The organism is Rhizobium leguminosarum bv. viciae (assembly GCF_012276115.1).
Taxonomy (GTDB): domain Bacteria; phylum Pseudomonadota; class Alphaproteobacteria; order Rhizobiales; family Rhizobiaceae; genus Rhizobium; species Rhizobium leguminosarum_T.
On record NZ_WIEU01000004.1, the window covers coordinates 292,363 to 314,720 of the forward strand.

The window sequence follows — 22,358 nt, forward strand, 5'->3', positions numbered from 1 at the left end:
CTGCCGCTTACCAGTTGCCGGGGTCGGCGGTGTGATCGATGCTGGCGAATTCGTCGGCCTTTTGCCGATCCAGCTTCACCTCCGTGGCGGCCTTCGTCCCGTCGACGACCGAGTAGCGGTCGGGGATCGGTCCCCTTGATAGTTCCTGATACAGGAGCAAGGCGGCCTCCTCGGCGGTGTCGGCCTCGATCTCCCGGGTGATTGATACGGTGAACTTGTGCATGGCTTCGGCCCTCTCGATCGGTGCGCCGGCGTGTGCGTGGCTTGCGCAGTCTGACACGAGTTTTATCTCGATGACACTAAAACTGCTCGCTTAGAATTTGATTCATGCGACGGCTTCAGGTCTTTGTTTTTATGCATGTCGTCGCGCCAAGCCGCCGCATAGGTTTGGACGAACTCAGCCGAGGAGATAGATCATGCGCCTGAACCAGGTGACCGTTACGGTGCCTGACCTTGATGCGGGCTGGAACTTCTACTGCGCTCTTGGTCTCAGGCCGGTCGTCGACGCTCGTCCTCGCTATGCGCGCTTCGTCTGCCCGTGCGGGGACAGCACCTTCTCCCTGCATCAGGGCGAAGGCGGCGGTGGCGGTGGCGGCACCACGGTGTATTTCGAGTGCGAGAACCTGGACGAAACGGTCGGCAGTCTCAGTGAGGCTGGTGTTCGTTTCGTCAGCGGACCGGAGGACAAGAGTTGGCTCTGGCGCGAAGCGGAGCTGTTCGACCCCGGCGGCAATCGCATCATCCTCTATTTCGCCGGATCGAACCGCACCGATCCGCCGTGGCGAGTGGATAAGGCGGAACGCCCGACGTAGGGCGCCTCGGCGCCTGCCGATCCCGGCCATTCCCTGAATTGACGAATCGCGGTCGCCTCGGCATCTTTGTGTCGGCGTGGCCTAACGCCGAACCTCCCAGGACCTTCCCCAGCAGGGTCGTCAACCGGAGGCAAAGGGAGTTTCGTCTCGGGTCGTGATCCTTGGTCCTGATGTTTCGGGCCAGTTGCTGGGGAACGATGTCCGGAACGTGAGAGGCCCTGATATGACTGAGAATGGAAATTTCAAACGGCGGGTGCGTGCGCGCGCCGCCAAGACGGGTGAATCCTACACCGCCGCCCGCATGCATGTTCTTCCGAGGTCGGCGAACGATGCACTGCCTGAGGCAAGACGCTTGCGTCTCGCCGTGGCCCAGACCACCCATGCAGACGATCCCCGCGATGCCGACAAGCTTCGCCGGAGCGGACAGGAGATGCGCCTGCTGATGCGGCAGGCGCGAGAGGCAGGGGCGCGGCTCATCCACTTTCCCGAAGGAACGACATCATCGCCGAACAAGCGCATCATGTCGGAAATCGGCCCGAGAGAGATCGGGCCGTCCGATTGGCGGCGGTTCGAATGGGCCGTGTTGCGTGAGGAACTGGATGCAACGCGCAAGCTGGCGCGCGAGCTCGGCCTCTGGACGGTCATCGGCTCGGTGCATCCGCTGACGCCGCCGCACCGGCCGCACAACAGCCTTTATGTCGTCTCCGATCGCGGCGAACTGGTGACGCGTTACGACGAGCGGCTGCTGTCCAACACCAAGATCTCCTTCATGTATACGCCGGGTTCGATCCCCGTGACCTTCGAGGTCGACGGCATCCGCTTCGGCTGCTCGCTCGGTATGGAGTGTCACTATCCGGAGATTTTCAGCGAATATGAGCGGCTCGACGTCCACTGTGTGCTGTTCTCGACGACCGGGGGCTCGCCGGCCAACGAGCCGTCCTTTGCTGCCGAGGCACAAGGGCATGCGGCGAGCAACAGCTACTGGGTCAGCTTCTCGATTCTTGCCCATCCCGGTCAGGCTGATCCGGCATCTTCCGGGATCGTCGCGCCTGGCGGCCGGTGGGCGGCGCAATGCCCTGCGGATGGAACGGCCGCGATATCGCTTGCCGATATCGACGACAATCCCTGCGATCTTTCCCGGCCGTGGCGGCGCAAGGCGCGGAGCGGCCTCTACGAGCCGCATCGCGTTGACGGCGACCCGCGCAGCGATGCGCGGGATAGGTTTTAGAGCCGTATCGAACCTCATCCATGCGACGCACTTGCCCAATGATTTTCCTATGGCTCAGGCGCGTTAAATTTTATCACCGGTGGCTCGACCCCACCGGTGATGCAGCACCAAAAGAGCCGCATTCTGAGGGGCCTGAAGGTCGATGGTCGCAAGTCGAGGCGTCAATCTCTGGCAGCGAGCCGCGTTATAATCAGCAATGACGTTTGGCGGCCGAGTGGTCACTCAGGGATGAACCCTTCCTAAGCGACCACGCCGGATATCATATCAGCCGAACCGTTTACCAGGCTGAACTCACCGTCACAAAGACGATAAAACCCGTCTTGGGGAACGGGCAATTCCAGCATTTCCTGCTTCGAAAGGCCAGCATATACACCACGAACCAATCTGCCAAACAGCCCGTGAGAAATCGCTACTGTCGGTCCACGTATCCCTACGATCCAGTCCTTGGCTCGCGCACAGGCAGCATCGAAGCTCTCCCCGTCTGGAGATTTGAAATACCAATCAAAAGCGTTGGACCCGTCCAGCATTCCTGGAAACTCGTTGTCGATCTCGAACTTGGTCATGCCGTCCCAAGAACCGACGGTCACCTCCATTAGCCGCGATTCCGGACGAGCCGTCAGCGGCAATACACGTTCGATGCGAGCCGCAGTCTCCTGCGTTCTGCCGAGAGGGCTGACATGGAGTTGGAAAGATTGTTCGCTCGCTGCCATTTCCTTCTTCAGAAGCTTCGCCATCTGTTCGGCCTGTACGATGCCGCGCTCTGTCAGCGGTGAATCTTTTTGGCCTTGGAACCGACCTAAGGTGTTCCAAATGGTCTCGCCATGGCGAAGCAGGTAAATCACTGGCGTTGTCCTAAATGAATTGATGAAACAATTAGCTGAGCTACCCGCCCGAGGTGCAGTTGTAGCAGCTACCTCATGCGACAGTTCAATGATGACCGCAATTGGAGCGATCCAGGCGAACCCGGTCTTTTTCTACTGGCTCAAAGCTACCAAGGACCTCATTGGGCCTCCTCGCTCGATGCCCCTGGCTCGACGCGCAGCCACGGCCAGCGTTGCTGATATTGCTTGCATTTCCGGGCGAACAATTCAGGCTGAGCGTTAAGTGGGTTCATCCTGAGTATGCCGTGCCACATGTCGTCGAGGTAATCGGGTGCATAGAGGCTGCCGTCATGAACTCTCACCCCCAGCCGAGTACAGGAGATAAGATAATGATCAACGCCGTCTTCAGTGCATTCGAAGGCAGGGAAGTCTTTGCCAAACTTCTCGCCATACCAGAGGTGGACGCGAGCCTGGTTCTTTATGTCAACTTTGTCTGCGAGGTCTCCCAGCAAAGCCTTGCCACGACGGATCACGTTGTCCTCGGCTTCCCATGAGAGATCGTGGTCGTCAAAATAAAAAATGTCATAATCTTTGATGCCGTGCTCTGGATCATTTCCCGTCTTCAAGTTCCATACCGTCTGAAAGAGGCAGCCAGCCGTCAGCATACATTGCGGCAGGTCCAGAGCCGGCAATTTCTCCAGGAGCAGATGGTTGACCGGATTAAGCCGAATGCGGGCTAGAAATTGTTCAGTGGTGATGGTCACGCTTATCCCTTCCTCTCTGCGATTATAGTCGATTCTCGTCTCGCGATCGTCCGCGTGAAATCGTGCGGACTGGGCTGGAGAAAGACGGCTTGCCTCTTATTTCAGTTGGGAATTGAAACGAAGAGCGAAAGGACCGCGCAATGGCAAAGAACACGATCTGTGTATGGTACGACAAGGACGCTGAGGCGGCTGCCCGCTTCTATGCCGCGACTTTTCCCGACAGCGCCGTGGGGGCCGTCATTCGGGCACCGGGAGATTATCCTGACGGCAAGCAGGGGGACGTCCTGGTTGTTGAATTCACCGTTGCGGGCATTCCTTGCATCGGCCTGAACGGCGGCCCTGCGTTCAAACACAACGAAGCCTTCTCATTTCAGATCGCAACCGATGATCAGGAAGAAACCGATCGCTATTGGAACGCCATCGTCGGCAATGGCGGTCAGGAAAGCGAGTGCGGCTGGTGCAAGGATAAGTGGGGGGTGTCCTGGCAGATTACGCCGCGCGTCCTCTCCGAAGCGCTCTCGGCCGGCGGCGGTCAGGCAAAGCGTGCTTTTGACGCGATGATGACCATGAGGAAGATCGACATTGCTGTGATCGAGGCAGCGCGGCGCGGCTGAGGTGGCCTTGCGCAGAACGATCTTTTACCAGGGCTTGCATCTGGCGCGATCAGGTCCGTGTCGCTCCTCGCAGTCGGCTCAGAACCAGAGATCGCGCACGCAACGCCCCTTCGATGGAAGGTCTTCAAATGTGTCCAGGCCGTCGAAATGATCGATAGGCAGATGCTGAACGAGATCCGGCGGCGCAAGCCGCATGTTGACGGCCATGCGCCTGCGGCCATCCTTTCCAAGCCGCAGGCCGCGCCAGCTCAAGACACAGGCGCAGAATGGGCAGAATAAGATTTCGAGGGACGGCTCGTCCCTGTCGGCGCGGGTGTAGGAGGCGGTCTCACCGGTGAGAGCGATGCGCTCTCCTTCGTAGTCATAAGCCCACAGCGTGCCGTAGCGTCGGCAGAGCGTGCAGTTGCAGGCGGTGATCGAGCCGGGATCACCTTGGAGTGTCCAGCTTGCCTTGCCGCAATGACATGAGCCCGTCAGCATGAGCGTCGGTTCGATCCTGCTTGCTATTCAAGGACGGCATCCTGCCTCAGTCGCGCGATGACCGCAATTGGGCGATCCGGCTCCGCTTGCTTCTCTGGCTTCCTAACCGGCGTTCGCGATACGTCAGGCTTCGTCAGGCTTTCTGAAATTTATAATTGAGATTGCAGCATGAAGATGATTTTCTGCGACCTTGCGTAGCTGAGTCCACGCCTCCTCCCGATTTAATCCGAGTGGCCCATGTCGATTTCAGATGCGATCTATCGTCCTTTCGAAAGCCTGATCCGGCCGCTCGATATCCCCTACCGGCCGCTGCCGTCGAAGGGGCCGGTGGCGGTACTCCTGCATTTCATCTCGATGTTTCGCGGCGTGCTGATTGTGGTGACGCTTTGCACCATGGCGAACGAGGCCATGAATCTAAGCATTGTCTGGGGGCTGTCGGTCATCGTCGACGGTGTTACGCAACAGGGTGCATCCGCTTTCCTGGCGAGTGAATGGCCGCTGCTGACCTTCCTCGGCTTGCTGCTCTTTCCGGCCATGCCGATCGCCTCGTTCCTCGTCAACACGCTGACCTCGCATACGCTCGGCATCGGCATGCCAGCCGCCATCCAGTGGCAGGGTCACAAGGCGGTGGAGCGGCAGGATCTCGGCTTCTTCCATGATCTCTATGCCGGCCAGGTCGCCTCGCGCCTGCAGCAGGTGGCCTCTGCTGTCCAACAGCAGCTCATTTCCGCCTTCCAGTCCATTCCACGCTTCCTGATGCAGATGGTGGGCTCCGTGATCCTGCTCAGCGCCTTGTCCTGGCAGCTCGCCGTGCCGACCGTCATCTGGATCACGCTCAACGTCCTGCTCGCCGTCAGGCTGGCACCGATCTTTACCGAGCGCGCTCGCCGCTCCGCCAAGCGGCGCAGCCTGATCGCCGGCGCCATCACCGATCTCTACACCAACATGCAGATGGTCAAGCAGTTCGCCGCCGAAGACAGCGAGGCGGGCACTATCCGCGGTATTATCGGCAAGTCGATCGAGACCCAGCAAAGCGAACAACGCATTTATCGCACAGCCGAGCTGACTGTTGTCGTCCTCAACGTGCTGCACTGGCTGTCCATTCTGTCGATCGGCTTTACCGGCCTCGTCGAGGGGGTCGTGACGATCGGCGAATTTACCGGCGCCGTCTATGTCCTCCAACGGCTGTCTGGCCACACCTTCACCTTCCTGCAAATGGGCCGGCAGATCTTCCAGGCGATCGGCACGATCAGGGATGCCATGCCGGTCATGACGACGCCGCCCGCGATCACCGACCGGCCGGATGCGGCAGACCTCAAGGTCGAGAGCGGCGAGATCCGTTTCGAAAACGTCCGCTTCGCCTACAAGTCAGGCAAGCCCGTCATCGATGATCTGTCGCTGACGGTCCGATCCGGCGAAAAGGTCGGCCTCGTCGGCCTCTCGGGCGCCGGCAAGACCACGCTCGCCAACCTGCTCCTGCGCTTCTACGACATCAGGGACGGGGCGATCTTCGTCGACGGGCAGGACATCCGCGCCGTCACGCAGGCAAGCCTTCGCCGTGCCATCGGGGTCATCGCGCAGGACGTCGCGCTGCTGCATCGTTCGGTCGGCGACAATATCCGTTACGGCCGGCCGGAGGCGACGAGGGACGAGATCGAAGCGGTGGCGAAGATGGCAAGCGCCGATGTCTTCATCGCCGATCTTTCCGACGGCGAAGGCCGCAGGGGTTATGACGCCTTCGTCGGCGACCGCGGCATCAAACTGTCAGGCGGCCAGCGCCAGCGCGTGGCCATCGCCCGCGTTCTCCTGAAGGATGCGCCGATTCTGGTGCTCGACGAGGCGACCTCCGCCCTCGACAGCGAATCCGAAGCCTCCATCCAGGAAAGACTGAACCTCGTCATGGAAGGAAAGACGGTGATCGCCATCGCCCACCGGCTGTCGACCATCGCCAGGATGGACCGGATCGTCGTGCTCGATCACGGGCGCATCGTGGAGGAGGGCAGGCCGGATGAACTGGTCGAACGAGACGGCTTGTTTGCGCGCTTGTGGAAACGCCAGACCGGCGGCTTCATTCCCGAAGAGATCGATGAACTTTTGCCGACCTCGCCTGCGGCCTGAGCGGCGGGTCCTCACGTAAACCGGGATAACATCAGCGGACTAGGAGCGGCCGAACGGGACCTTCTCCATCGCCGCACCCCTTGACGATGGCGGCGACCGTCCTGCCTATTGCCGGCAAGGGAACCGGGGGCAGGGTGGTCATGATCAATCCGTCGAGTAGGTCGGGCAGGCGCGACCCCGATGTCACCATCCGTCGCATTCTGAAGGTCAACCATGCGGGCGAGTTCGGCGCTATCAGGATCTATGGCGCTCAGATCCTGGTGGCTCGGCGGCTGTTTCCCGACATCGTGCCGGCGCTTGAAGAGATGCGTCGGGACGAGATCGACCATTGCCGCCTGTTTCGCGAGGCGATGCCTGCAAGGAGCGCCAAGCCCTGTCGTGTCATGTCATGTCATTCTGGAGCCTTGGCGGTTCTGTCCTCGGCTTTCTGACGGCGCTTGCCGGGCGCAACATGATCTGGATTTGCACCGAAGCGGTCGAAAGCACGGTCCATCGCCATCTCGAAGACCAGCTGGCTTTCCTTGCAAAGCGCGACCCCGAGCTTCATGCCCTCATCGCGCCGATCCAGGAACAGGAACTGGCGCATCTCAGGACGGCCGAAAACAGCCAGAAAGGGCGGGGCCTCAGCCACGCCCTGCTCCTGCCCGTCGTCGGCGCCCTGACCGACGTGATGATCTGGCTCTCGACCTGGGGAGACTCGAGCTGGATGCGCGCCGAAATGGCGCGCGCGGGGAGGGGCTAGTCTCGCTGCGCAAACGGTGACTTGCTGGTGTCGGGCCTTTGGCCAAATGCGAGTGCGCTATTCGACGAGCCCGAAGATAGGGCCGTAGCCGCCGTGCCAGGATCGGTCGTTGCGGCCCATTGCCGGATTGTAAAGTCCGACACCGCGTCCGCCATCGAGAAACAAGGCATCGGGGCATTTCAGATGGTCGCGGAAGAGCCGTGCGAAATCGTGGAAATTCACGCCGTCTTCGCTGATCGCGAAACGAACCGCGCCATGTTCGCAGACGCCGACACCGTTGCGGCGGGTTCGGTCTGTCGAGCCGACGATGAAGATCGGGTTCAGCTTGTTAGCAATGACAAGCATCGGGCCGGATTGCGTGGCGAACCGCACCTTGGGCCGACGCTTCAGAAATTCATCGGTCGGGAGTATCCCGGCACCTGCCTCACCCAGAAAGAATACGCCGTTCGGCTTCTTATAAAAATTCGGCACCTGACCGGCGGAGCTTTCGGCCTTGGTCGTATTGGCGGGCTGCAATTCCCTGGCGTTTTCGACATAAAGTCCCATCGGCGAAAAATCGGCCCGGTACATCCCGGCGTTGACGGCCAATGTCAGCGTTCGCCCCTCGGCGCGAACGGCTTCGGCAAGGCTTGAAAAACTGCGGTACGGTGCGTCATCGGCGTTCTTCCAGAACAATCGCAGGTCGGCTTTGCCCGGCCCCAGCGTGCAGACGACGTATTTTGCCTCTTCGAAGCTTTCCTGCTCACATTGTTCGGCATGCGCCTGATGCAGGGATGTCATCGTTGCTGCCAGCATGATGGCGGCGGCGAGCACGGGATGTTTGAGATAGGTCATCTTGTGACACGTCCTCGCGCTGCTTACCATGTGCCTGACAAAGCCGTGCAGGCGAGCAATAGCCCGGTCAAGATATTCGCCAGGAACAGGCGATAATTCACCTCCGGGCGGGCAAGATCGATCCGCTGGGTCTGCCAGGCAAGATGGACGGCGATTACCAGCATTCCGATCGCATAAGGCGGCGACATGTCCAATAGCCAGCCCCCGAGCGACCATGCGCCGACCGCCAGAGCATAGAATAGCCCGATAAAGATCTTGCCGTGCCGGCCGAACAGAATTGCCGTCGATTTCAGGCCAAGGCGGGCGTCGTCCTTCAGATCGACATAGGCATAGACCGTATCGTAGCCGATCTGCCAGGCGATGGCCCCGGCCCACATCAGCACGGCGCCGACGGGGATATGTCCGGCAGCCTCGCCCCATGCCATCAGCATCCCCCAGTTGAACGCCGCGCCCAGGACGGCTTGGGGCCAATGGGTGAAGCGCTTGCAGAGCGGATAGACGAAGACAAGCGGTAGGACACATATCGCGATGAGGCGCGTGTAGGGCGTCAGGAAAAACAGAAGCGAAGCCGCCAGTGCGAGTTCAACAGTCAGGAAGATAAAGGCCTGTCGTGTGACGATCTCTCCGCTTGCCAGAGGCCGAAAGCGAGTCCGCTCGACATGGCCGTCAAACTTCCGATCGGCGATGTCGTTGACCGTAGAACCGGCACTTCTCATCAGAAGAGCGCCGAGAGAGAAGATCGCCAATTGCCTGAGATCCGGGAGACCGTGCGATGCCTGGATAAGGGCGGCCCAGCACGGGAACAGCGTCAGCCATATACCGACCGGGCGATCCAGCCGCGCCAACCGCGTATATGGCCGCCATGCGGCCGGCAACCGGCGATCGACCCAGTCGCCACGGTGGATGTCGCTGAGATCAGGGCGGCTCGCAGTCGTCATGATGATCCAAATTTCCTGTCAGAATAGCCGTGAAGCCTCAGGTGCTGTCGCCATCGGCGCCGCCCAGAATAGGAATTTTTGCAGACACGGCAATAACCATCGGCTGCGATTGGTCACCGACCTTCCGCGGAAAATGCAGCTGCCTGTTCTTGTTGTGTTCACATACTTGCGATATGGATTCTTCCGATCTTGGAGCAGGGAGGAAAGATCATGAGCGTCTACGCAACCGTCGGTGCAATCGATTCCGTCAAATCGAATGGCTTTTATGATGCGACCCTGGCAACGATCGGATGGAGCAAACATCGGGAATTTCCCGGATGGAGCGCCTATTCCCAAGGCGGGAAGGGTGATGGTTTCGTTTTATGGGTTTGCACGCCGTTCAACGGCGAACCGGCGAGCGCCGGAAATGGCTCGATGGTTGCTTTCATGGCCAAGTCCCGCGCCGAGGTGGACGCTTTTTACGATGCGGCCATGACCAACGGCGGAACGGACGACGGCGCGCCTGGTCTACGTCCGCACTACGGGCCGAACTGGTATTCCGCTTACGTGCTTGACCCGGCTGGGAACAAGATTGCTGTCGTCTACGATAGCTGAGGCCAGTTTGATTGCCGCAATTCGACGTCTCGGGACTACCAGGCGGTACGGGCGGTGCCGAGCGCGGTTGTATGAGAGGATGATACCTGGGCGACGTGCGCCTTGAGCGACACGACGCAGTTTCCCGGAACGCTGAGATTGTGCGACGTCAAGTGTTTCAGCAATGTCTCGGCGTCGCGCTTTTCGGTTAGCGGAAATGTCACAGTCATGCGAGTTCTCCAACGAATAAACTGAGCATCTGCAAAAATTAATGTCTAAATTCTTTTGCGCTGCAACAAGAAAATTTTAACGATAAAATTAAAATCGATTAGCTTTCGGAGTGGCTATTTTAAAAATCGTTTGAAATCGGATTTGGGGCTTCTCCATGGATGCCTTGACTGCTTCGGCCAACCGCGAGGGAAGATGCCGTCAATGTGGGCATTGACCTATCCGCCCATCTGACCCTCGCAGCTTATTGGGATCCGAACCGTTCGTTTCGTCCGGTTCCTGCCGGTCGAAGTGAAGGCGTTTGAGCGTCGTGAGCGTTGAGTGCTCTGGCTGACGTAAGATCGGGCGGTCATCTGCCGTTGCGGGCGGCCCAACTCCTGAGCCGTAGTCCGTTAAGCCTGATGAAACCTTCCGCATCGTGATGATCGAAGGCGATAGTGCTTTCTTCGAAGGTGACGAGGTCGGCGGAGTAGAGTGAGAAGGGGGAGGCGCGGGAGATGACCGAGGCGCTTCCCTTGTAGAGCCTGAGCGTCACTTCGCCGCTGACGAAAGCCTGGCTGTGGTCGATCAGCGCTTGCAGCATTTCCCTCTCGGGCGCGAACCAGAAGCCGTTGTAGATCAGCTCGGCGTAGCGGGGCATGATCTCGTCCTTCAGGTGGGCGGCGACGCGGTCGAGCGTGATCGATTCAATGCCGCGATGCGCCGAAAGCAGGATCGTGCCTCCCGGCGTTTCGTATATTCCCCTCGACTTCATGCCGATGAAGCGGTTTTCAACGAGATCGAGCCGCCCGACGCCGTGCCGGCCGCCCAGTCCATTGAGCTCGGTCAGCAATGCGGCCGGCGTCATGGCCTTGCCGTTCACCGAAACCGGATCGCCCCTCTCGAAACCGATGGTGATGATTTCGGGGGCATCGGGCGCGTCGACCGGATCGACCGTGCGCTGATAGACATGATCGGGCGCGACCTCCGCCGGATTTTCGAGAATCTTGCCTTCGGTCGAGGTGTGCAGCAGGTTGGCGTCGATCGAGAACGGTGCCTCACCGCGCTTGTCGCTCGGCACCGGGATCCGATGCTTCTCGGCATATTCCAGAAGCTGCATGCGGGAGCGGATGTTCCATTGGCGCCAGGGCGCGATGACCTTCATCGACGGGTCGAGCGCATTGACGGCCAGCTCGAACCGGATCTGATCATTGCCCTTGCCTGTCGCACCGTGGGCAACGGCATCCGCGCCGACCTCTCGGGCTATGCCGACCAGATGCTTGGCAATCAGCGGCCGTGCGATGGAAGTGCCCAGCAGATATTGCCCCTCATAGCGCGCGTTCGCCCGCAGCATTGGAAAGACGAAATCGCGGACGAATTCCTCGCGCAGATCGACGATACGGATGTCCTTGACCCCCGCCATCTCCGCCTTGGCTCGCGCCGGCTCGAGCTCCTCGCCCTGGCCGAGATCGGCGGTGAACGTCACCACCTCACATCCGTAGGTTTCCTGCAACCATTTGAGGATGATCGAAGTATCCAGCCCGCCCGAATAGGAAAGCACAATTTTCTCTATCTTCGTCATTTACCCATCTCCATCTCGATGCTGCAACGATAGGCCAAGCTCTGCGCAATGAGCTTGCGAAACATCCGTAAAATTGCAAAAGTTTAGCATATCATGCCATTTCAGCATGAATAGGAGCTATGAAATGCCAGTCATCCCGGACGCGATCGACCGCCATATCCTGCGCGTACTTCAGCGTGACGGGCGTATTTCGAATGTCGATCTGGCGAGGGAGGTAGGGCTGTCGCCTTCGCCGTGCCTGCGTCGCGTCCGGCTCCTGGAAGAGGCCGGGATCATCGATCGCTACGTTGCCGTGCTGGACCCTGCAAAGGTCGGGGCGGGACTGACGGTTTTTGCCCGCGTCTGGTTCAAGACCCAGGATGCCGAGGTCACGCTCCGCTTCGCCGAAGCCGTCAGGCGGTTTCCCGAGGTGATGGAATGCTACCTGACGACAGGAGAATGTGATGCCGTGCTTCGGATCGTCACCGCCGATCTGCATAGCTACTGGCGTTTTCAGGCCGATCACCTGACGCGCATTCCGAGCGTCCTCAGCGTCAAGACCGACGTGCCGATGGAAACGCTGAAGCGAAGCTTCGAACTGCCGTTGAGATAGGCGTCGTGGCTCCATCCTATCCCAGAGAAGAGGCGCTCCGGCTCCTTGCCAGCCAGACGAGGCCTGTGACCAGGAGCAGGATCATCACGGCATGGGTGAGGTAATCGAGCGTGGTTTGCGGGCCGACGCCGATGGCGATGGTAAAGGCGCCGACGAGGGTGCCGAGGAGAGCGAAGGACTGGGCGAAGATCGCAGCCGTTCGGCTCCACGATCGGTCAAGGCCGAGCGAGATCAGGCCGAGAAGGAGTACGGCCGATATAACCGCTTCGGCAATCATCGCCTGCCGGTGTTCGTGGCCTTCGAGGATGAACCCGGCATGGGTGAGCGAGGCAATGGCATAAAGACAGGTTTCGATCAGGAAGAGGATCGCGACGGCTGAACGCATGGGATGGCTCCTTGGCAAGGTGGACGCCCAGTGGACTTCCGGGGAAGTCGCCGATAAGGTTTGATTGATACGATAATTTGAGTAATAAAACTATTTTTCAAGTATGTTGCGAGGATATTTGATGCCTTCCGCCTCCGACCGTCATGCCAGAGCCGCCGCCTCGGCGTGGCGGATGATGTTCGATCTCTTGATGAAATCGGCGCCGAACCGGCTGGAAAGCCTTCAGGCGAGGGGGCTGACGCCAAACGATTCCAGGGCTCTGTTCACCTTGCACGACGAGGGGGAGCCGATCAGCGCGCTCGCCCGCCAATGGGGGTGCGACGCCTCGACCGCGACCTGGCTGGTCGACCGGCTGGAGCGAGCGGGTCTTGCCGAACGCGTGACGCCGGAACACGACCGCCGCATCAAGTTGGTACGGCTAACCGGCAAGGGCTCAGCCACCAAGGATGAGCTTTTGACGGAGCATTATCGCCCGCCGGCGGAACTCCGGCACCTTTCGGCCGGAGAGCTCGAAGAGCTGGCCAGGCTGCTTGCCAAGACCGAAGGCGGGCACTGACCGGCGAGGGATTGTATCGTCGTCGCGGAGGCTACATCATTCCCGGTTTCTCCGTGGCGCGGAGATGGTCTAACTTTTTGTTTTTGCGCGATTGGGGACGCGCTGTGTCAGACGATTCCGTATTCTTTCAAGAGCGCCTGCTCGTCGCCGGAAACCCAACCAAATATCTTCGGCTCTCCATTCAGTTTCTGAACGAGATAATGGACATCGAAATCTATCGAGATATCCGGTGCGTCCTGTCGAGAGTAGATCGCCGTCCAGGCAACGTGAGCCACGCAATGACACTCATCGATCGGGGAGAGCCTGAGATCGCGTATCCGCATCTCTTTCGTCCCTGTCGCCCGATACCGCTCATAGCCCTGCTCCATGATCCGTCCGAGTTGATCGTCGTTTTTTCCGGCCATGACCCCGGCGGGCGAGGCTGCGATGAACGCGGAAGCGTAGAACGACGCGCTCGCATCCAAATCCACATCACCATTCAGCGCGCGATTGAAGAACCGCTGATATCGCGCGAACAGGTTCCTGACCGCAGTCTCCATCGATCACCCTCAATTCCAATCGGGCATGCCGGGTAGCAGTATGCTTGTGCGTGGTGCAATTGCCAATGCCAGCCGAGAGTTTAAAGGGACTAGCCAGCATAGGCCGCTTCAAGATGGGCGATGATGATCTTCCTCATCCTGTACATGGCCTGGACCACCCGCTTTGCCTTCTTGCGGTCGCGGCCGCCGATAAGGCGGACCGAATTTCTCCTGCAGCCAGCCGCCCGCGCGCTCCGAGCCACCATTTGCCAGCAGCGAAAGCTCAAAGCATTTCGTGATTGGCTCCTTGCCGAAATCAGTCATTCTTGAGATCTCGGGTGCCACAGCGCCTCGGCCGAATGGAGTCCGCGATGAAAAGGGTAAAGCTTGACCAGCGGTTTGGCCGCGAAGCGTTTGGCGATGATCCTGCCAATTATCACAGCGCGCGGCCGCCTTATCCGCAGGCGACCTGGGCGGCCCTGCGCGAGCGCGCCGGTCTCAGGGCCGGCATCGATATATTGGAGATCGGCGCCGGTTCAGGGCTGGCGACAATGGCGCTGCTCGGTCACCGGCCGCGCAGCCTCGTTGCCGTCGAACCCGATGGCCGGCTTGCGGATTATCTTCGCACCTCGATCGACGATCCCTGTCTCGATGTCGTGGAGGCGCCTTTCGAGACCGCCGATCTCAAGCCGGCCTCCTTCGATTTGGTCGCTGCCGCGACGATGTTTCACTGGCTTGATCCGACAGGTTCGCTGAAGAAGATCCATCGTCTGCTTCGGCCGGGCGGAGCGGTCGCCCTGTGGTGGAACGTCTTCGGCGATGCGGGCCGGCCGGATGCCTTCCACGACGAAACGGTGCATCTGTTCGCCAGTCATCCGTCGAGCCTGTCGAGCGGCGATGCGAAGCGATTGCCTCACGGGCTGGACACTGGCGCCCGTGTCGGGGAACTGGCCGCCACCGGCTTCATTGCCGACGAGCCGCAATTTCTCTGGTGGACGCTGACGCTCGATCCGGCAGCCGTCCGCAGGCTCTACGCTACCTATTCTAACGTGACCACACTGCCGCCGGCCGAGCGCGGCGCGCTGCTCGATGCTCTGGAAGCCATTGCCGCATCCCGATTTGGCGGACGCGTTGAACGCAACATGACGACGGCGATCTATATCGCACGGCGACGCTCCTTAGAGGCGGACCATTAGTCGACCTGGATATGAATATGGTCGTCGTGGCGGGCAGCGCGGCAACCTTGAAAGCGGATATGGCCGTCGGTGATGCCGAGCGCGTTCTTCAGATGCGGCTCGATGAAGATCTTCTGCAGGCCGAACTTCGCAACGCCTTCGCTCGTCAGCCAGCCGATCGCCGCCGACGTGCGCTGCTCCTCGAGCCGATAGGCCGGAAACAGAGACTGCAGCGGATCGAAGTTCCAGCGGGTGGTGAGCCAGTCGTTGCGCCCTTCGCATGGCAGTTCATCGCCGGGGGCGGGTTGCTCGAAGGCGAAATAGCCGATCGGGGAGCGGGTGGCGCCATTCAGGAATGCGCCGTCCACATCCTTGTAATAATAGGCGAAGACGAGCTTTTTCCCGTCGGCATGCGACAGATGCGGCAGCAGCGGAAAGCCGTTCACGAAGGGGAAATTCGCATCCAGCGTAACGGTGACGGTTCCGGGGAATTCCCTGTCCATGTGGGCGGAAAGCGCCTTTGCCAGATCGTGCACTTCTGGGGTGACGTAGTTGCGGTTCAGCAGGTAATAGATCGGGGAGCGGACCACGAGCCGGTCCGTCGCGCCGGCGATGCAGGAGAGGGGAACTCGCCCGAAGATCGGCGCGGCGAGGCCTGCGGCAAAGGTGGCGCCGGCATAGCAAAGCAGGAAGATCGCAAGCTCTGCCAGAAATCGCCGTAAGCCCCAGGCGCGTGAGGCGGCCAGCGCTGCGAGATAGACGATGCCTCCGATCTGCGTCAGCAACGTCAGAATGAGAACGATCAGGGCGTGAAGGGCAAAACGGAACACGGGAAGGCCTTGCGGACGTTGTCGTTCCCATAGGCGAGGCGATACTGCTGCGCAAGGCGGATGGCGGGGAAGTGCGCGGCTCATTCATGCCTCCCTTGCGTGCTCCGCATTGACAGGATAAATTATCTGACTAAAGTCAGATAATATGACTTATGATCCTGTCGCTCGTGTCCGTCGTTTCAACCGTGCCGTCACCTCCGAAGTCGGCGCTCTCGATACGTCTTTCCTCGGACGCGGCCGTCCGCTGGGTGCTGCCCGCGTCCTCAATTCGATCGGCCGGGGGCAATCGGATGTTGCGGTGATCCGCGATTATCTCGGTCTCGACTCCGGTTTGATGAGCCGTCTGCTGCGCAGTCTGGAAGAGGAAGGTCTCATCGAGACGGTGGCGAACCCTCAGGATGCGCGCCGCCGCGTTGCCAGGTTGACCGAAACCGGCCGTTGCGAGTTTCAGGCTTATGAAGCGCTTTCCAATGCGCAGGCGAAATCGTTTCTGGCGCGCCATCGCCGCCCGGACGAGCTGCTGCGCGCCATGGATATCGTCGCTTCCTCGCTGAGGCGTGAGCAGATCGTGCTCGAGGAGAAAGACCCGCGACACGAGGACGCCAGCTATTGTCTCCGCGAATACTATGGCGAACTCGCACGCCGCTTTGAGAAGGGTTTCGATGTATCGCTTTCTCGCGATCCCGACGCCGAGGATATGATCCGTCCGCACGGTGCGTTCCTGGTGGCCATGTCGGATGGTCTCCCGATCGGCTGTGTCGGGTTGAAGGGTAATGGCGGCGAGGTCGCGGAGATCAAACGGCTCTGGGTCGCCCCATCCGCGCGCGGCCTCGGGCTCGCAACGCGCCTTATGACGGCCGCCGAGAACATCGCCCGCGAGTTATCCATCAAGCTCCTGCGTCTGGATACGAATAGCGCTCTGCCCGAGGCAACACAGCTTTATCGTGGAACCGGCTGGAGTGAGATCGATCGTTTCAATGACGATCCATACCCGGACACGTTCTTTGAAAAGCGTCTTTAAGTGACGCTCGCCTTGAGCTGCTCACCTCTCCTCCGTCATTCCTGTGCTCGTCACAGGAATCCAGTGCGCCCAAGTCCTTGGGCGCGGGAGAGTTGTTGCTTGGATGAGAGTCACTCACGGCGCCGACGCGCCGTGGCTGGATTCCTGTGACAGGCACGGGAATGAGGGAGCGCGAGGCGCCGCCGTTGCCCGGCCCTTCGCATGGCTCAGGGCGTTCGGCCCTGCGATCGATTCACTGGATCGATCGCTCCTGCTTTGCAGGATCGGGCCTCACCCCTGCCGGTCAGGCGGCGAAGCGCTCCGCTATCGGGCGGCGGCGCAGGTTCGGCTGCGTTACCGTAGGCGGGTTATAGGCCGCCTCCAACGGGCCGGCGTCGGTGCCGGGCGGGACGATCGCGTCGATCCGGTCGAGGATTTCGTCCGTCAGGCTCACCCCGGCGCCGGCAAGCAGATCGTCGAAGTGCTCCATCGTGCGCGGGCCGATGATCGCCGAGGTGACGGCGGGATGGGCGATGGTGAAGGCCATCGCCATGTGCGCCAGCGAAAGCCCTGCCTGCTGGGCGAGCGGGATGAGCCGTTCGACCGCGTCCAGCCGGCGCTCGTCGTTCATCTGCCTGGGGAAGCGTTTGGCGCGGGCGCTGTCGGGTTGCGGCGCGCCCTTGCGGTATTTGCCGGTGAGCATGCCCATCGCCAGCGGGCTCCACACCATCGCGCCCATTGCGTAACGCTCGCAGGCGGGTAGAACCTCGCGTTCGATACCGCGGTTGAGGATCGAATAGGGCGGCTGCTCGGCGCGGAAGCGTGCCAGCCCTCGACGCTCGGAAACCCATTGCCCCTCGATAATTTCCGAGACGGGGAAGGTCGACGATCCCACGGCACGCACCTTGCCCGCCCGTATCAGGTCGGTGAGGGCCGATAGCGTCTCCTCGATGTCGGTGTCTGGTGCCGGCCGGTGGATCAGGTAGAGATCGATATGGTCGCTCTGCAGGCGGCGGAGCGAATCTTCGACTGCGCGGATCAGCCAGCGGCGCGAATTGCCCTGCCGGTTCGGGTCGTCGCCCATCGGCAGATGTGCCTTGGTGGCGAGCACGACGTCTTCGCGCCGGCCCTTGAGCGCCTTGCCGACGATCTCCTCGGATTCGCCGCGGCTGTAGATATCGGCGGTGTCGATGAAGTTGATGCCGGCATCGAGAGCCTTGTGGATGATCCGGATCGAATCCTCGTGGTCGGGATTGCCGGCAGAGCCAAACATCATAGCGCCGAGGCAATAGGGGCTGACCTTGATGCCGGTTCTTCCAAGCGTGCGGTATTGCATGGTCTGTTCCTTTATTGGGAGGCGGACTTCGTGCGTATCGATGTGGCCAACATCGTCGCGCTGTGTTAACAGAAACGGAACCGTATTCCGTTTATATACGGAACAATGTTCCGTTTGCAAGTGAGTGAATGATGAGCGACGCGAGAAAAGCGCAGGAAGACGGCTTGAAGCCCGGGGAAAGGGCGGACAGGCGCGTGCGCGCCGACGCCAAGCGCAATCTCGACGGGCTGCTTCAGGCGGCATTGACGGTGTTTGCGACCTCCGGCGTCGACGCCCCGGTGCGTGAGATCGCGGAGAAGGCCGGTGTCGGCATCGGCACCGTTTACCGGCATTTTCCCGAGCGTTCCGACCTCGTCGTTGCCGTCTTTCGCCGCGAAATCGATGCCTGCGCCGACGCCGCGCCGATCCTTGCCGCCGAACATGCACCGGGCGAAGCGCTGGCCAGGTGGATGCAGCGTTTCGTGGATTTCATCGCGGCCAAGCGCGGGCTTGCGGCGGCCCTGCACTCCGGCAACCCAGCCTTCGATGCCTTGCCCGCCTACTTCCAGCAACGGCTGCAGCCGGCCCTTCGCTCGCTTCTCGACGCCGCCGCTGCCGCCGGCGAGGTCCGCACCGATATCGCCGCTGAGGATCTTTTGAATGCGGCCGCAAGCCTCAGCATGCACGCCTACGCCCAAGGGCCCGAACAAGCCCGGCGTATGGTTTCCTTGCTGGTCGACGGGCTACGCTACGGCGCTGTACAGCGGTAACGCTCCGACAATAGAACGCGCCGTTGCCCGATCGGCACGCGCGCGGCCGGGCAACGGCTTGGCGTCATCAGGTCCGCATCGACAGCTCGATATCCTCTTCGAATGGCATTGAGAGGTAGCCGGCTGCAGGCGAGCGCACGCGGGCGAGGTAACTCCCAAAACTTACAGCCCCTGGCAGGCATGTTGCTCTCCTCCATCTGATTGCGGACCGAAACTAGTTGCGTTGGCGCATAAGTGATCCTATATTGCAACCAGTTTTAAGGAGGGAATTCGTGGATATTGAACTGCGGTCGGGCTGCCCGATCAACCTGACGATGGAAGTGCTGGGCGATCGTTGGAGCCTCATCATCATCAGGGACATCATGTTCGGCAACCGCCGCCATTTCCGCGATCTTCTGACCCATTCGGAGGAGGGGATTGCCTCCAACATTCTGGCTGCCAGGCTGAAGCGTCTGCTCTCGCTCGGATTCATCAGCAAACGGGACGACCCAAGCCACAGCCAGAAAGCGATCTACAGCCTGGCGGAGCCGGCGATCCAGCTCGTGCCGGTCTTTGCTATGATCGGTGCCTGGGGACGTCGGCATCTGCCTGTGAGCGAGGAGCTGAGCATCCGTGCGCAGCTTCTCGAAGAAGGCGGGCCGCCGCTGTGGGACGAGTTCATGGAGGATCTCCGGCAGATCCACATCGTCGACCCGATCGGCGGCGCCAACGGTACATGCACCTCACCCGTACTGGCAAAGCTGACGGCTGCGTTCCTCGAGGTCCGCGCGAGATCGTTGTCGCAGGCATCCTGATGTCGAGAGAGGTCGGCGGCTCGATCAGCCGCCGGCACCCTGGTACTTGCTGGTGGCATATCGCCAGTAGGCAATTGATATCAACACCCAGATCGGGCCGGCCAGGAGAGCCACGGGCCCGGCCCAGTCCCCGAGGATTGGGATGGGCTTGCCGAGCAGGGCGCCGACGGGGACCGAACTGGTGAGGGCGAGCGGGACCGCGGTGATGAGGATCACCTGGATGCTGCCGGGGAAAATGTTGAGCGGGTAGCGCGTCAATTCCCAAAAGCCGAAGAAGATCGAGAACAGGTGGTTGGAGCGCACCCAGATCAGCGCCGTGGCGCCGATCATGGTGATGAGCGCCGCGGTCAGCAGCGTCGCGCTGAGGAGCGCGGCAATAAGGAACGATGCCGACCAGACCGACCAGGCGAAGTCGACGGACCGAACGGCCCAGCCCATCAGCGGCACCGCGAGGATGACGTGGCCGGCATAGCCGATATTGAGGCCGGAAAAGATCAGATAGGCCCAGGGGCTGAAAGGCTTGACCAGCAGCGTGTCGAAAGTGCCGAGCCGCACCAATTCTTCGAGGTCGCGCAATTGCACGAAGCTCATCGCGGCACCGAGCGAATAGGCCAGCAGCTGGAAGCTGAACAACAGCGCAAGCTCCGGCCAGCTCCAACCGCCGAGCGTATCGAAGCGGGCAAGCAGGATGCCGATGGTGGCAAAGACGCTGCCATAGGAGAGTATCTGCGCAAGGCGGTCGAGCCAGAAAGCGCCGCGATATTCCATCTGGGAGCGGACATGCATCCGGACCAGCAGCGGAAGGACGCGAAGGTGATGAATAAGCACGATCAGCCTCCCTGCACGGTGATGCGGGTGGAGGCGCGGCGCCACAGCCAGAGGACGCCGGCGAGGAACAGCGCGGCCCACGCAAGGCCCAGGCCGAGATGGAGCCAGACATCGGCCGCGGAAAGCCTGCCGAGATAGACGGCATTGGGATAATAGACCACCCAGGCGAAGGGCAGGTGGCGGGCAATCGTGGCCAGCGGTTCGGGGAAGAACCAGAACGGTATCAGCAGGCCCGAGAACAATTGCAGCAGGGCGCCCAGGATCCAGTCCAGCGAGAAGCTCGTCATCAGCCAGAAGGCGATGATGCCGAAGAGCGCCGACATCAGGAACAGCAGCGTAAAGGACAGCGCCCAGAAGGCGATGAACATCAAGCCATCGAACAGGGTCGCCGGCGGCAGCATGCCGTAAAACAACGCGGTAAAGGCGATGGTCGGAATGACCTGGGTCATCAGGCGGTAACCAAAGCTGCCGCATTCGTTGGCGAAAAGATAGAGCGGATAGGACAAGGGCTTGAGCAGCCAGACTGCGATATCGCCTGTCTTGAGCGACCGGCCGATTTCGCCGATGATCCTTTCAGGGCGGGTCGCGCCCATCACGGCGCCGCCGAGCAGGCATAGGTCACCATCTGCTGCAGGGACACGCCATCGACCACGATGCCGCCGATGCCGGCATAGGCCGCCTGCCAGATGGCGACACGCGCAAAGACCTGCACGAGTTTGCCGAAGATGTTGGCCCATACTTCGTTACGGTAGGCGAGTTGCGAATGGAAGGAGCTGCGGGCGAAGGCGAAATAGGCGCTCATGATGCCAGAGCCTTGGCATTGCGGCGCTGGTAGAAGGTGCGGATGACCTCTTCGATGTCGGGCTCGTGCAGCGCCACATCCTTGAGGCCCCGCCCGCTGCCGACCTCCGACAGGATCGCGACCAGCGAGATGTCTTCACGCTCGATGAGATAGTTCTTGCGCAAGCCTTCGTCGCTGACGAGCGCCGCGGTGCGCAATAGCAGCGGTCCGGGGTCGCTGGCAAATTCGAGTGTCAGCCGCCGGGCCGAGCCCAATGCCGCACGCAGGCTCTTCAACTCGCCGTCGAAGATGAGCCTGCTATGATCGACCATGATCAGCCGCGGGCAGATGGTTTCGATGTCCTGCAGATCATGGGTGGTGAGGATGATGGTGACGCTGCGCTCGCGGTTGATCTCGGCGAGAAAACGCCGCACGGCATCCTTGGCGACCACATCAAGCCCGATGGTCGGCTCGTCCAGAAAGAGGATCTTGGGATCGTGCAGCAGCGACATGACGATCTCGGCGCGCATGCGCTGACCGAGGCTGAGCTGGCGGACCGCGCGGTCGAGAAAGGGCGTCAGATCCAACAACTCGCTGAAGCGTCGGAGATTATCCGCATAGCGGGCGGTGGGAATGTCGTAGATGCGCTGATGCAGGGTAAAACTGTCGACCAGCGGCAGGTCCCACCACAGCTGGCTGCGCTGGCCGAAAACGACGCCGATCTCGCGGGCATTGTCCATCCGCTTCAGATGCGGTGTCCGGCCGAGCACCGAGAGCGTGCCGTCGCTCGGCACCAGGATGCCGGTCATCATCTTGATCATCGTCGATTTGCCGGCGCCATTCGGACCAAGATAACCAACGGCTTCGCCCGCCGTGATGTCGAAACCGATGTCGGAAACGGCCAGAACTTCCGTATATTGGTTGGTCACCAACGTCTTCAGCGCGCCCAGCAGGCCCGGAAATCTCTTGTGCTGCCGGAAGCGTTTGCTGACACCCCGTGCCTCGATCAAAGCCGTCATGTGTATTTCCTCGGGGATGATTCCAGCCGATTCGGCAGCAGCACCCAGGCTAACGCGAGGCTCGGTGAGTTCAAGCAAAAGT

General features: G+C 60.8%; 26 protein-coding genes and 3 pseudogenes. 12 read left to right on the forward strand and 17 right to left on the reverse strand.

The window, feature by feature from the left end; all coding sequences use genetic code 11:
• Window positions 1–7: 7 nt before the first annotated feature.
• Window positions 8–223 (reverse strand): hypothetical protein, encoded by a 216-nt coding sequence (locus tag GFM02_RS09840; protein ID WP_168288229.1) that lies wholly within the window; start codon window positions 221–223, stop codon window positions 8–10.
• A gap of 193 nt (window positions 224–416) precedes the next feature.
• On the opposite strand from GFM02_RS09840, the gene GFM02_RS09845 reads away from it, so the two are divergent.
• The gene (locus GFM02_RS09845) at window positions 417–812 is read left to right on the forward strand and encodes a VOC family protein (RefSeq protein WP_168321558.1); all 396 of its coding nucleotides are present in this window, start codon (window positions 417–419) and stop codon (window positions 810–812) included.
• 223 nt (window positions 813–1,035) lie between these two features.
• Window positions 1,036–2,040: a carbon-nitrogen hydrolase family protein gene (locus GFM02_RS09850; protein WP_168321559.1), complete on the forward strand. Its 1,005-nt coding sequence runs from the start codon at window positions 1,036–1,038 to the stop codon at window positions 2,038–2,040.
• Window positions 2,041–2,279: 239 nt separating this feature from the next.
• Here GFM02_RS09850 and GFM02_RS09855 read toward each other — a convergent pair whose 3' ends face one another.
• Complete coding sequence (locus GFM02_RS09855; RefSeq protein ID WP_168321560.1) at window positions 2,280–2,882, reverse strand: histidine phosphatase family protein; 603 nt, start codon at window positions 2,880–2,882, stop codon at window positions 2,280–2,282.
• Between the two features lie 158 nt (window positions 2,883–3,040).
• Window positions 3,041–3,625, reverse strand: coding sequence for a nucleotidyltransferase family protein (locus GFM02_RS09860; protein WP_168321561.1), 585 nt, complete (start codon window positions 3,623–3,625; stop codon window positions 3,041–3,043).
• 140 nt (window positions 3,626–3,765) lie between these two features.
• Between GFM02_RS09860 and GFM02_RS09865 the strand changes: the two genes are divergently transcribed.
• Window positions 3,766–4,239, forward strand: coding sequence for a VOC family protein (locus GFM02_RS09865; RefSeq protein ID WP_164051760.1), 474 nt, complete (start codon window positions 3,766–3,768; stop codon window positions 4,237–4,239).
• A 78-nt stretch (window positions 4,240–4,317) separates the two neighbouring features.
• Here GFM02_RS09865 and GFM02_RS09870 read toward each other — a convergent pair whose 3' ends face one another.
• Window positions 4,318–4,719, reverse strand: a complete 402-nt coding sequence (locus tag GFM02_RS09870; RefSeq protein ID WP_168321562.1) for a GFA family protein — start codon at window positions 4,717–4,719, stop codon at window positions 4,318–4,320.
• 237 nt (window positions 4,720–4,956) lie between these two features.
• Here GFM02_RS09870 and GFM02_RS09875 point away from each other — a divergent pair, with 237 nt between their 5' ends.
• Window positions 4,957–6,837 carry an ABC transporter ATP-binding protein gene (locus GFM02_RS09875; RefSeq protein WP_168321563.1) on the forward strand — a complete coding sequence of 627 codons (1,881 nt, stop codon included), beginning with the start codon at window positions 4,957–4,959 and terminating at the stop codon, window positions 6,835–6,837.
• Window positions 6,838–6,977: 140 nt separating this feature from the next.
• Window positions 6,978–7,579, forward strand: a pseudogene (locus GFM02_RS09880) (demethoxyubiquinone hydroxylase family protein).
• A gap of 57 nt (window positions 7,580–7,636) precedes the next feature.
• Here GFM02_RS09880 and GFM02_RS09885 read toward each other — a convergent pair.
• Complete coding sequence (locus GFM02_RS09885; RefSeq protein ID WP_168321564.1) at window positions 7,637–8,413, reverse strand: phosphodiester glycosidase family protein; 777 nt, start codon at window positions 8,411–8,413, stop codon at window positions 7,637–7,639.
• Between the two features lie 23 nt (window positions 8,414–8,436).
• Window positions 8,437–9,351: a 4-hydroxybenzoate octaprenyltransferase gene (ubiA, locus tag GFM02_RS09890; protein ID WP_168321565.1), complete on the reverse strand. Its 915-nt coding sequence runs from the start codon at window positions 9,349–9,351 to the stop codon at window positions 8,437–8,439.
• A gap of 210 nt (window positions 9,352–9,561) precedes the next feature.
• Here ubiA and GFM02_RS09895 point away from each other — a divergent pair, with 210 nt between their 5' ends.
• Window positions 9,562–9,945 carry a VOC family protein gene (locus tag GFM02_RS09895; RefSeq protein ID WP_168271234.1) on the forward strand — a complete coding sequence of 128 codons (384 nt, stop codon included), beginning with the start codon at window positions 9,562–9,564 and terminating at the stop codon, window positions 9,943–9,945.
• Window positions 9,946–9,980: 35 nt separating this feature from the next.
• Here the strand turns inward: GFM02_RS09895 and GFM02_RS09900 are convergent, their stop codons facing one another.
• Both GFM02_RS09900 and GFM02_RS09905 read right to left on the reverse strand, forming a co-directional pair.
• A complete protein-coding gene (locus tag GFM02_RS09900) occupies window positions 9,981–10,154 on the reverse strand; it encodes a hypothetical protein (RefSeq protein ID WP_003540843.1) in 174 nt (57 codons plus the stop codon).
• A 347-nt stretch (window positions 10,155–10,501) separates the two neighbouring features.
• Window positions 10,502–11,713: an argininosuccinate synthase gene (locus GFM02_RS09905; RefSeq protein ID WP_168271233.1), complete on the reverse strand. Its 1,212-nt coding sequence runs from the start codon at window positions 11,711–11,713 to the stop codon at window positions 10,502–10,504.
• A gap of 124 nt (window positions 11,714–11,837) precedes the next feature.
• Here GFM02_RS09905 and GFM02_RS09910 point away from each other — a divergent pair, with 124 nt between their 5' ends.
• Window positions 11,838–12,305 carry an Lrp/AsnC family transcriptional regulator gene (locus GFM02_RS09910; protein ID WP_017988747.1) on the forward strand — a complete coding sequence of 156 codons (468 nt, stop codon included), beginning with the start codon at window positions 11,838–11,840 and terminating at the stop codon, window positions 12,303–12,305.
• Window positions 12,306–12,321: 16 nt separating this feature from the next.
• Here GFM02_RS09910 and GFM02_RS09915 read toward each other — a convergent pair whose 3' ends face one another.
• Window positions 12,322–12,690, reverse strand: a complete 369-nt coding sequence (locus tag GFM02_RS09915; RefSeq protein WP_168321566.1) for a hypothetical protein — start codon at window positions 12,688–12,690, stop codon at window positions 12,322–12,324.
• A 121-nt stretch (window positions 12,691–12,811) separates the two neighbouring features.
• On the opposite strand from GFM02_RS09915, the gene GFM02_RS09920 reads away from it, so the two are divergent.
• On the forward strand, window positions 12,812–13,246 hold the full coding sequence (locus tag GFM02_RS09920) for a MarR family winged helix-turn-helix transcriptional regulator (RefSeq protein ID WP_168321567.1): 435 nt from the start codon (window positions 12,812–12,814) through the stop codon (window positions 13,244–13,246).
• 107 nt (window positions 13,247–13,353) lie between these two features.
• On the opposite strand, the gene GFM02_RS09925 is transcribed toward GFM02_RS09920, so the two are convergent.
• Window positions 13,354–13,785: a nuclear transport factor 2 family protein gene (locus GFM02_RS09925; RefSeq protein ID WP_168321568.1), complete on the reverse strand. Its 432-nt coding sequence runs from the start codon at window positions 13,783–13,785 to the stop codon at window positions 13,354–13,356.
• A gap of 108 nt (window positions 13,786–13,893) precedes the next feature.
• A complete protein-coding gene (locus GFM02_RS09930) occupies window positions 13,894–14,088 on the reverse strand; it encodes a VOC family protein (protein ID WP_246792161.1) in 195 nt (64 codons plus the stop codon).
• 35 nt (window positions 14,089–14,123) lie between these two features.
• Between GFM02_RS09930 and GFM02_RS09935 the strand changes: the two genes are divergently transcribed.
• Entirely contained in the window at window positions 14,124–14,960 is an 837-nt protein-coding gene (locus tag GFM02_RS09935) for a class I SAM-dependent methyltransferase (protein WP_168321678.1), read from the forward strand.
• On the opposite strand, the gene GFM02_RS09940 is transcribed toward GFM02_RS09935, so the two are convergent.
• The gene (locus tag GFM02_RS09940) at window positions 14,957–15,853 is read right to left on the reverse strand and encodes a hypothetical protein (protein ID WP_168321569.1); all 897 of its coding nucleotides are present in this window, start codon (window positions 15,851–15,853) and stop codon (window positions 14,957–14,959) included. The genes GFM02_RS09935 and GFM02_RS09940 overlap by 4 nt on opposite strands.
• 61 nt (window positions 15,854–15,914) lie before the next feature.
• On the opposite strand from GFM02_RS09940, the gene GFM02_RS09945 reads away from it, so the two are divergent.
• The gene (locus GFM02_RS09945) at window positions 15,915–16,790 is read left to right on the forward strand and encodes a bifunctional helix-turn-helix transcriptional regulator/GNAT family N-acetyltransferase (RefSeq protein ID WP_168321570.1); all 876 of its coding nucleotides are present in this window, start codon (window positions 15,915–15,917) and stop codon (window positions 16,788–16,790) included.
• 283 nt (window positions 16,791–17,073) lie between these two features.
• Here GFM02_RS09945 and GFM02_RS09950 read toward each other — a convergent pair whose 3' ends face one another.
• Window positions 17,074–18,105 carry an aldo/keto reductase gene (locus GFM02_RS09950; RefSeq protein WP_168321571.1) on the reverse strand — a complete coding sequence of 344 codons (1,032 nt, stop codon included), beginning with the start codon at window positions 18,103–18,105 and terminating at the stop codon, window positions 17,074–17,076.
• 128 nt (window positions 18,106–18,233) lie between these two features.
• Here GFM02_RS09950 and GFM02_RS09955 point away from each other — a divergent pair, with 128 nt between their 5' ends.
• The gene (locus tag GFM02_RS09955; protein WP_168321572.1) at window positions 18,234–18,854 is read left to right on the forward strand and encodes a TetR/AcrR family transcriptional regulator; all 621 of its coding nucleotides are present in this window, start codon (window positions 18,234–18,236) and stop codon (window positions 18,852–18,854) included.
• Window positions 18,855–18,921: 67 nt separating this feature from the next.
• Here GFM02_RS09955 and GFM02_RS35040 read toward each other — a convergent pair.
• Window positions 18,922–19,005, reverse strand: a pseudogene (locus GFM02_RS35040) (O-methyltransferase); the annotation flags it as partial.
• Window positions 19,006–19,126: 121 nt separating this feature from the next.
• On the opposite strand from GFM02_RS35040, the gene GFM02_RS09965 reads away from it, so the two are divergent.
• Window positions 19,127–19,648 (forward strand): winged helix-turn-helix transcriptional regulator, encoded by a 522-nt coding sequence (locus GFM02_RS09965; RefSeq protein ID WP_025395039.1) that lies wholly within the window; start codon window positions 19,127–19,129, stop codon window positions 19,646–19,648.
• Between the two features lie 24 nt (window positions 19,649–19,672).
• Here the strand turns inward: GFM02_RS09965 and GFM02_RS09970 are convergent, their stop codons facing one another.
• The 3 genes and pseudogenes from GFM02_RS09970 to GFM02_RS09980 all read right to left on the reverse strand — a co-directional run bounded on the left by GFM02_RS09970 (window position 19,673) and on the right by GFM02_RS09980 (window position 22,276).
• A complete protein-coding gene (locus tag GFM02_RS09970; RefSeq protein ID WP_168321573.1) occupies window positions 19,673–20,476 on the reverse strand; it encodes an ABC-2 family transporter protein in 804 nt (267 codons plus the stop codon).
• Between the two features lie 2 nt (window positions 20,477–20,478).
• Window positions 20,479–21,278, reverse strand: a pseudogene (locus GFM02_RS09975) (ABC transporter permease).
• On the reverse strand, window positions 21,275–22,276 hold the full coding sequence (locus tag GFM02_RS09980; protein WP_168271225.1) for an ABC transporter ATP-binding protein: 1,002 nt from the start codon (window positions 22,274–22,276) through the stop codon (window positions 21,275–21,277). The pseudogene GFM02_RS09975 and the gene GFM02_RS09980 overlap by 4 nt, the downstream one beginning before the upstream one ends.
• Between the last annotated feature and the right edge of the window lie 82 nt (window positions 22,277–22,358).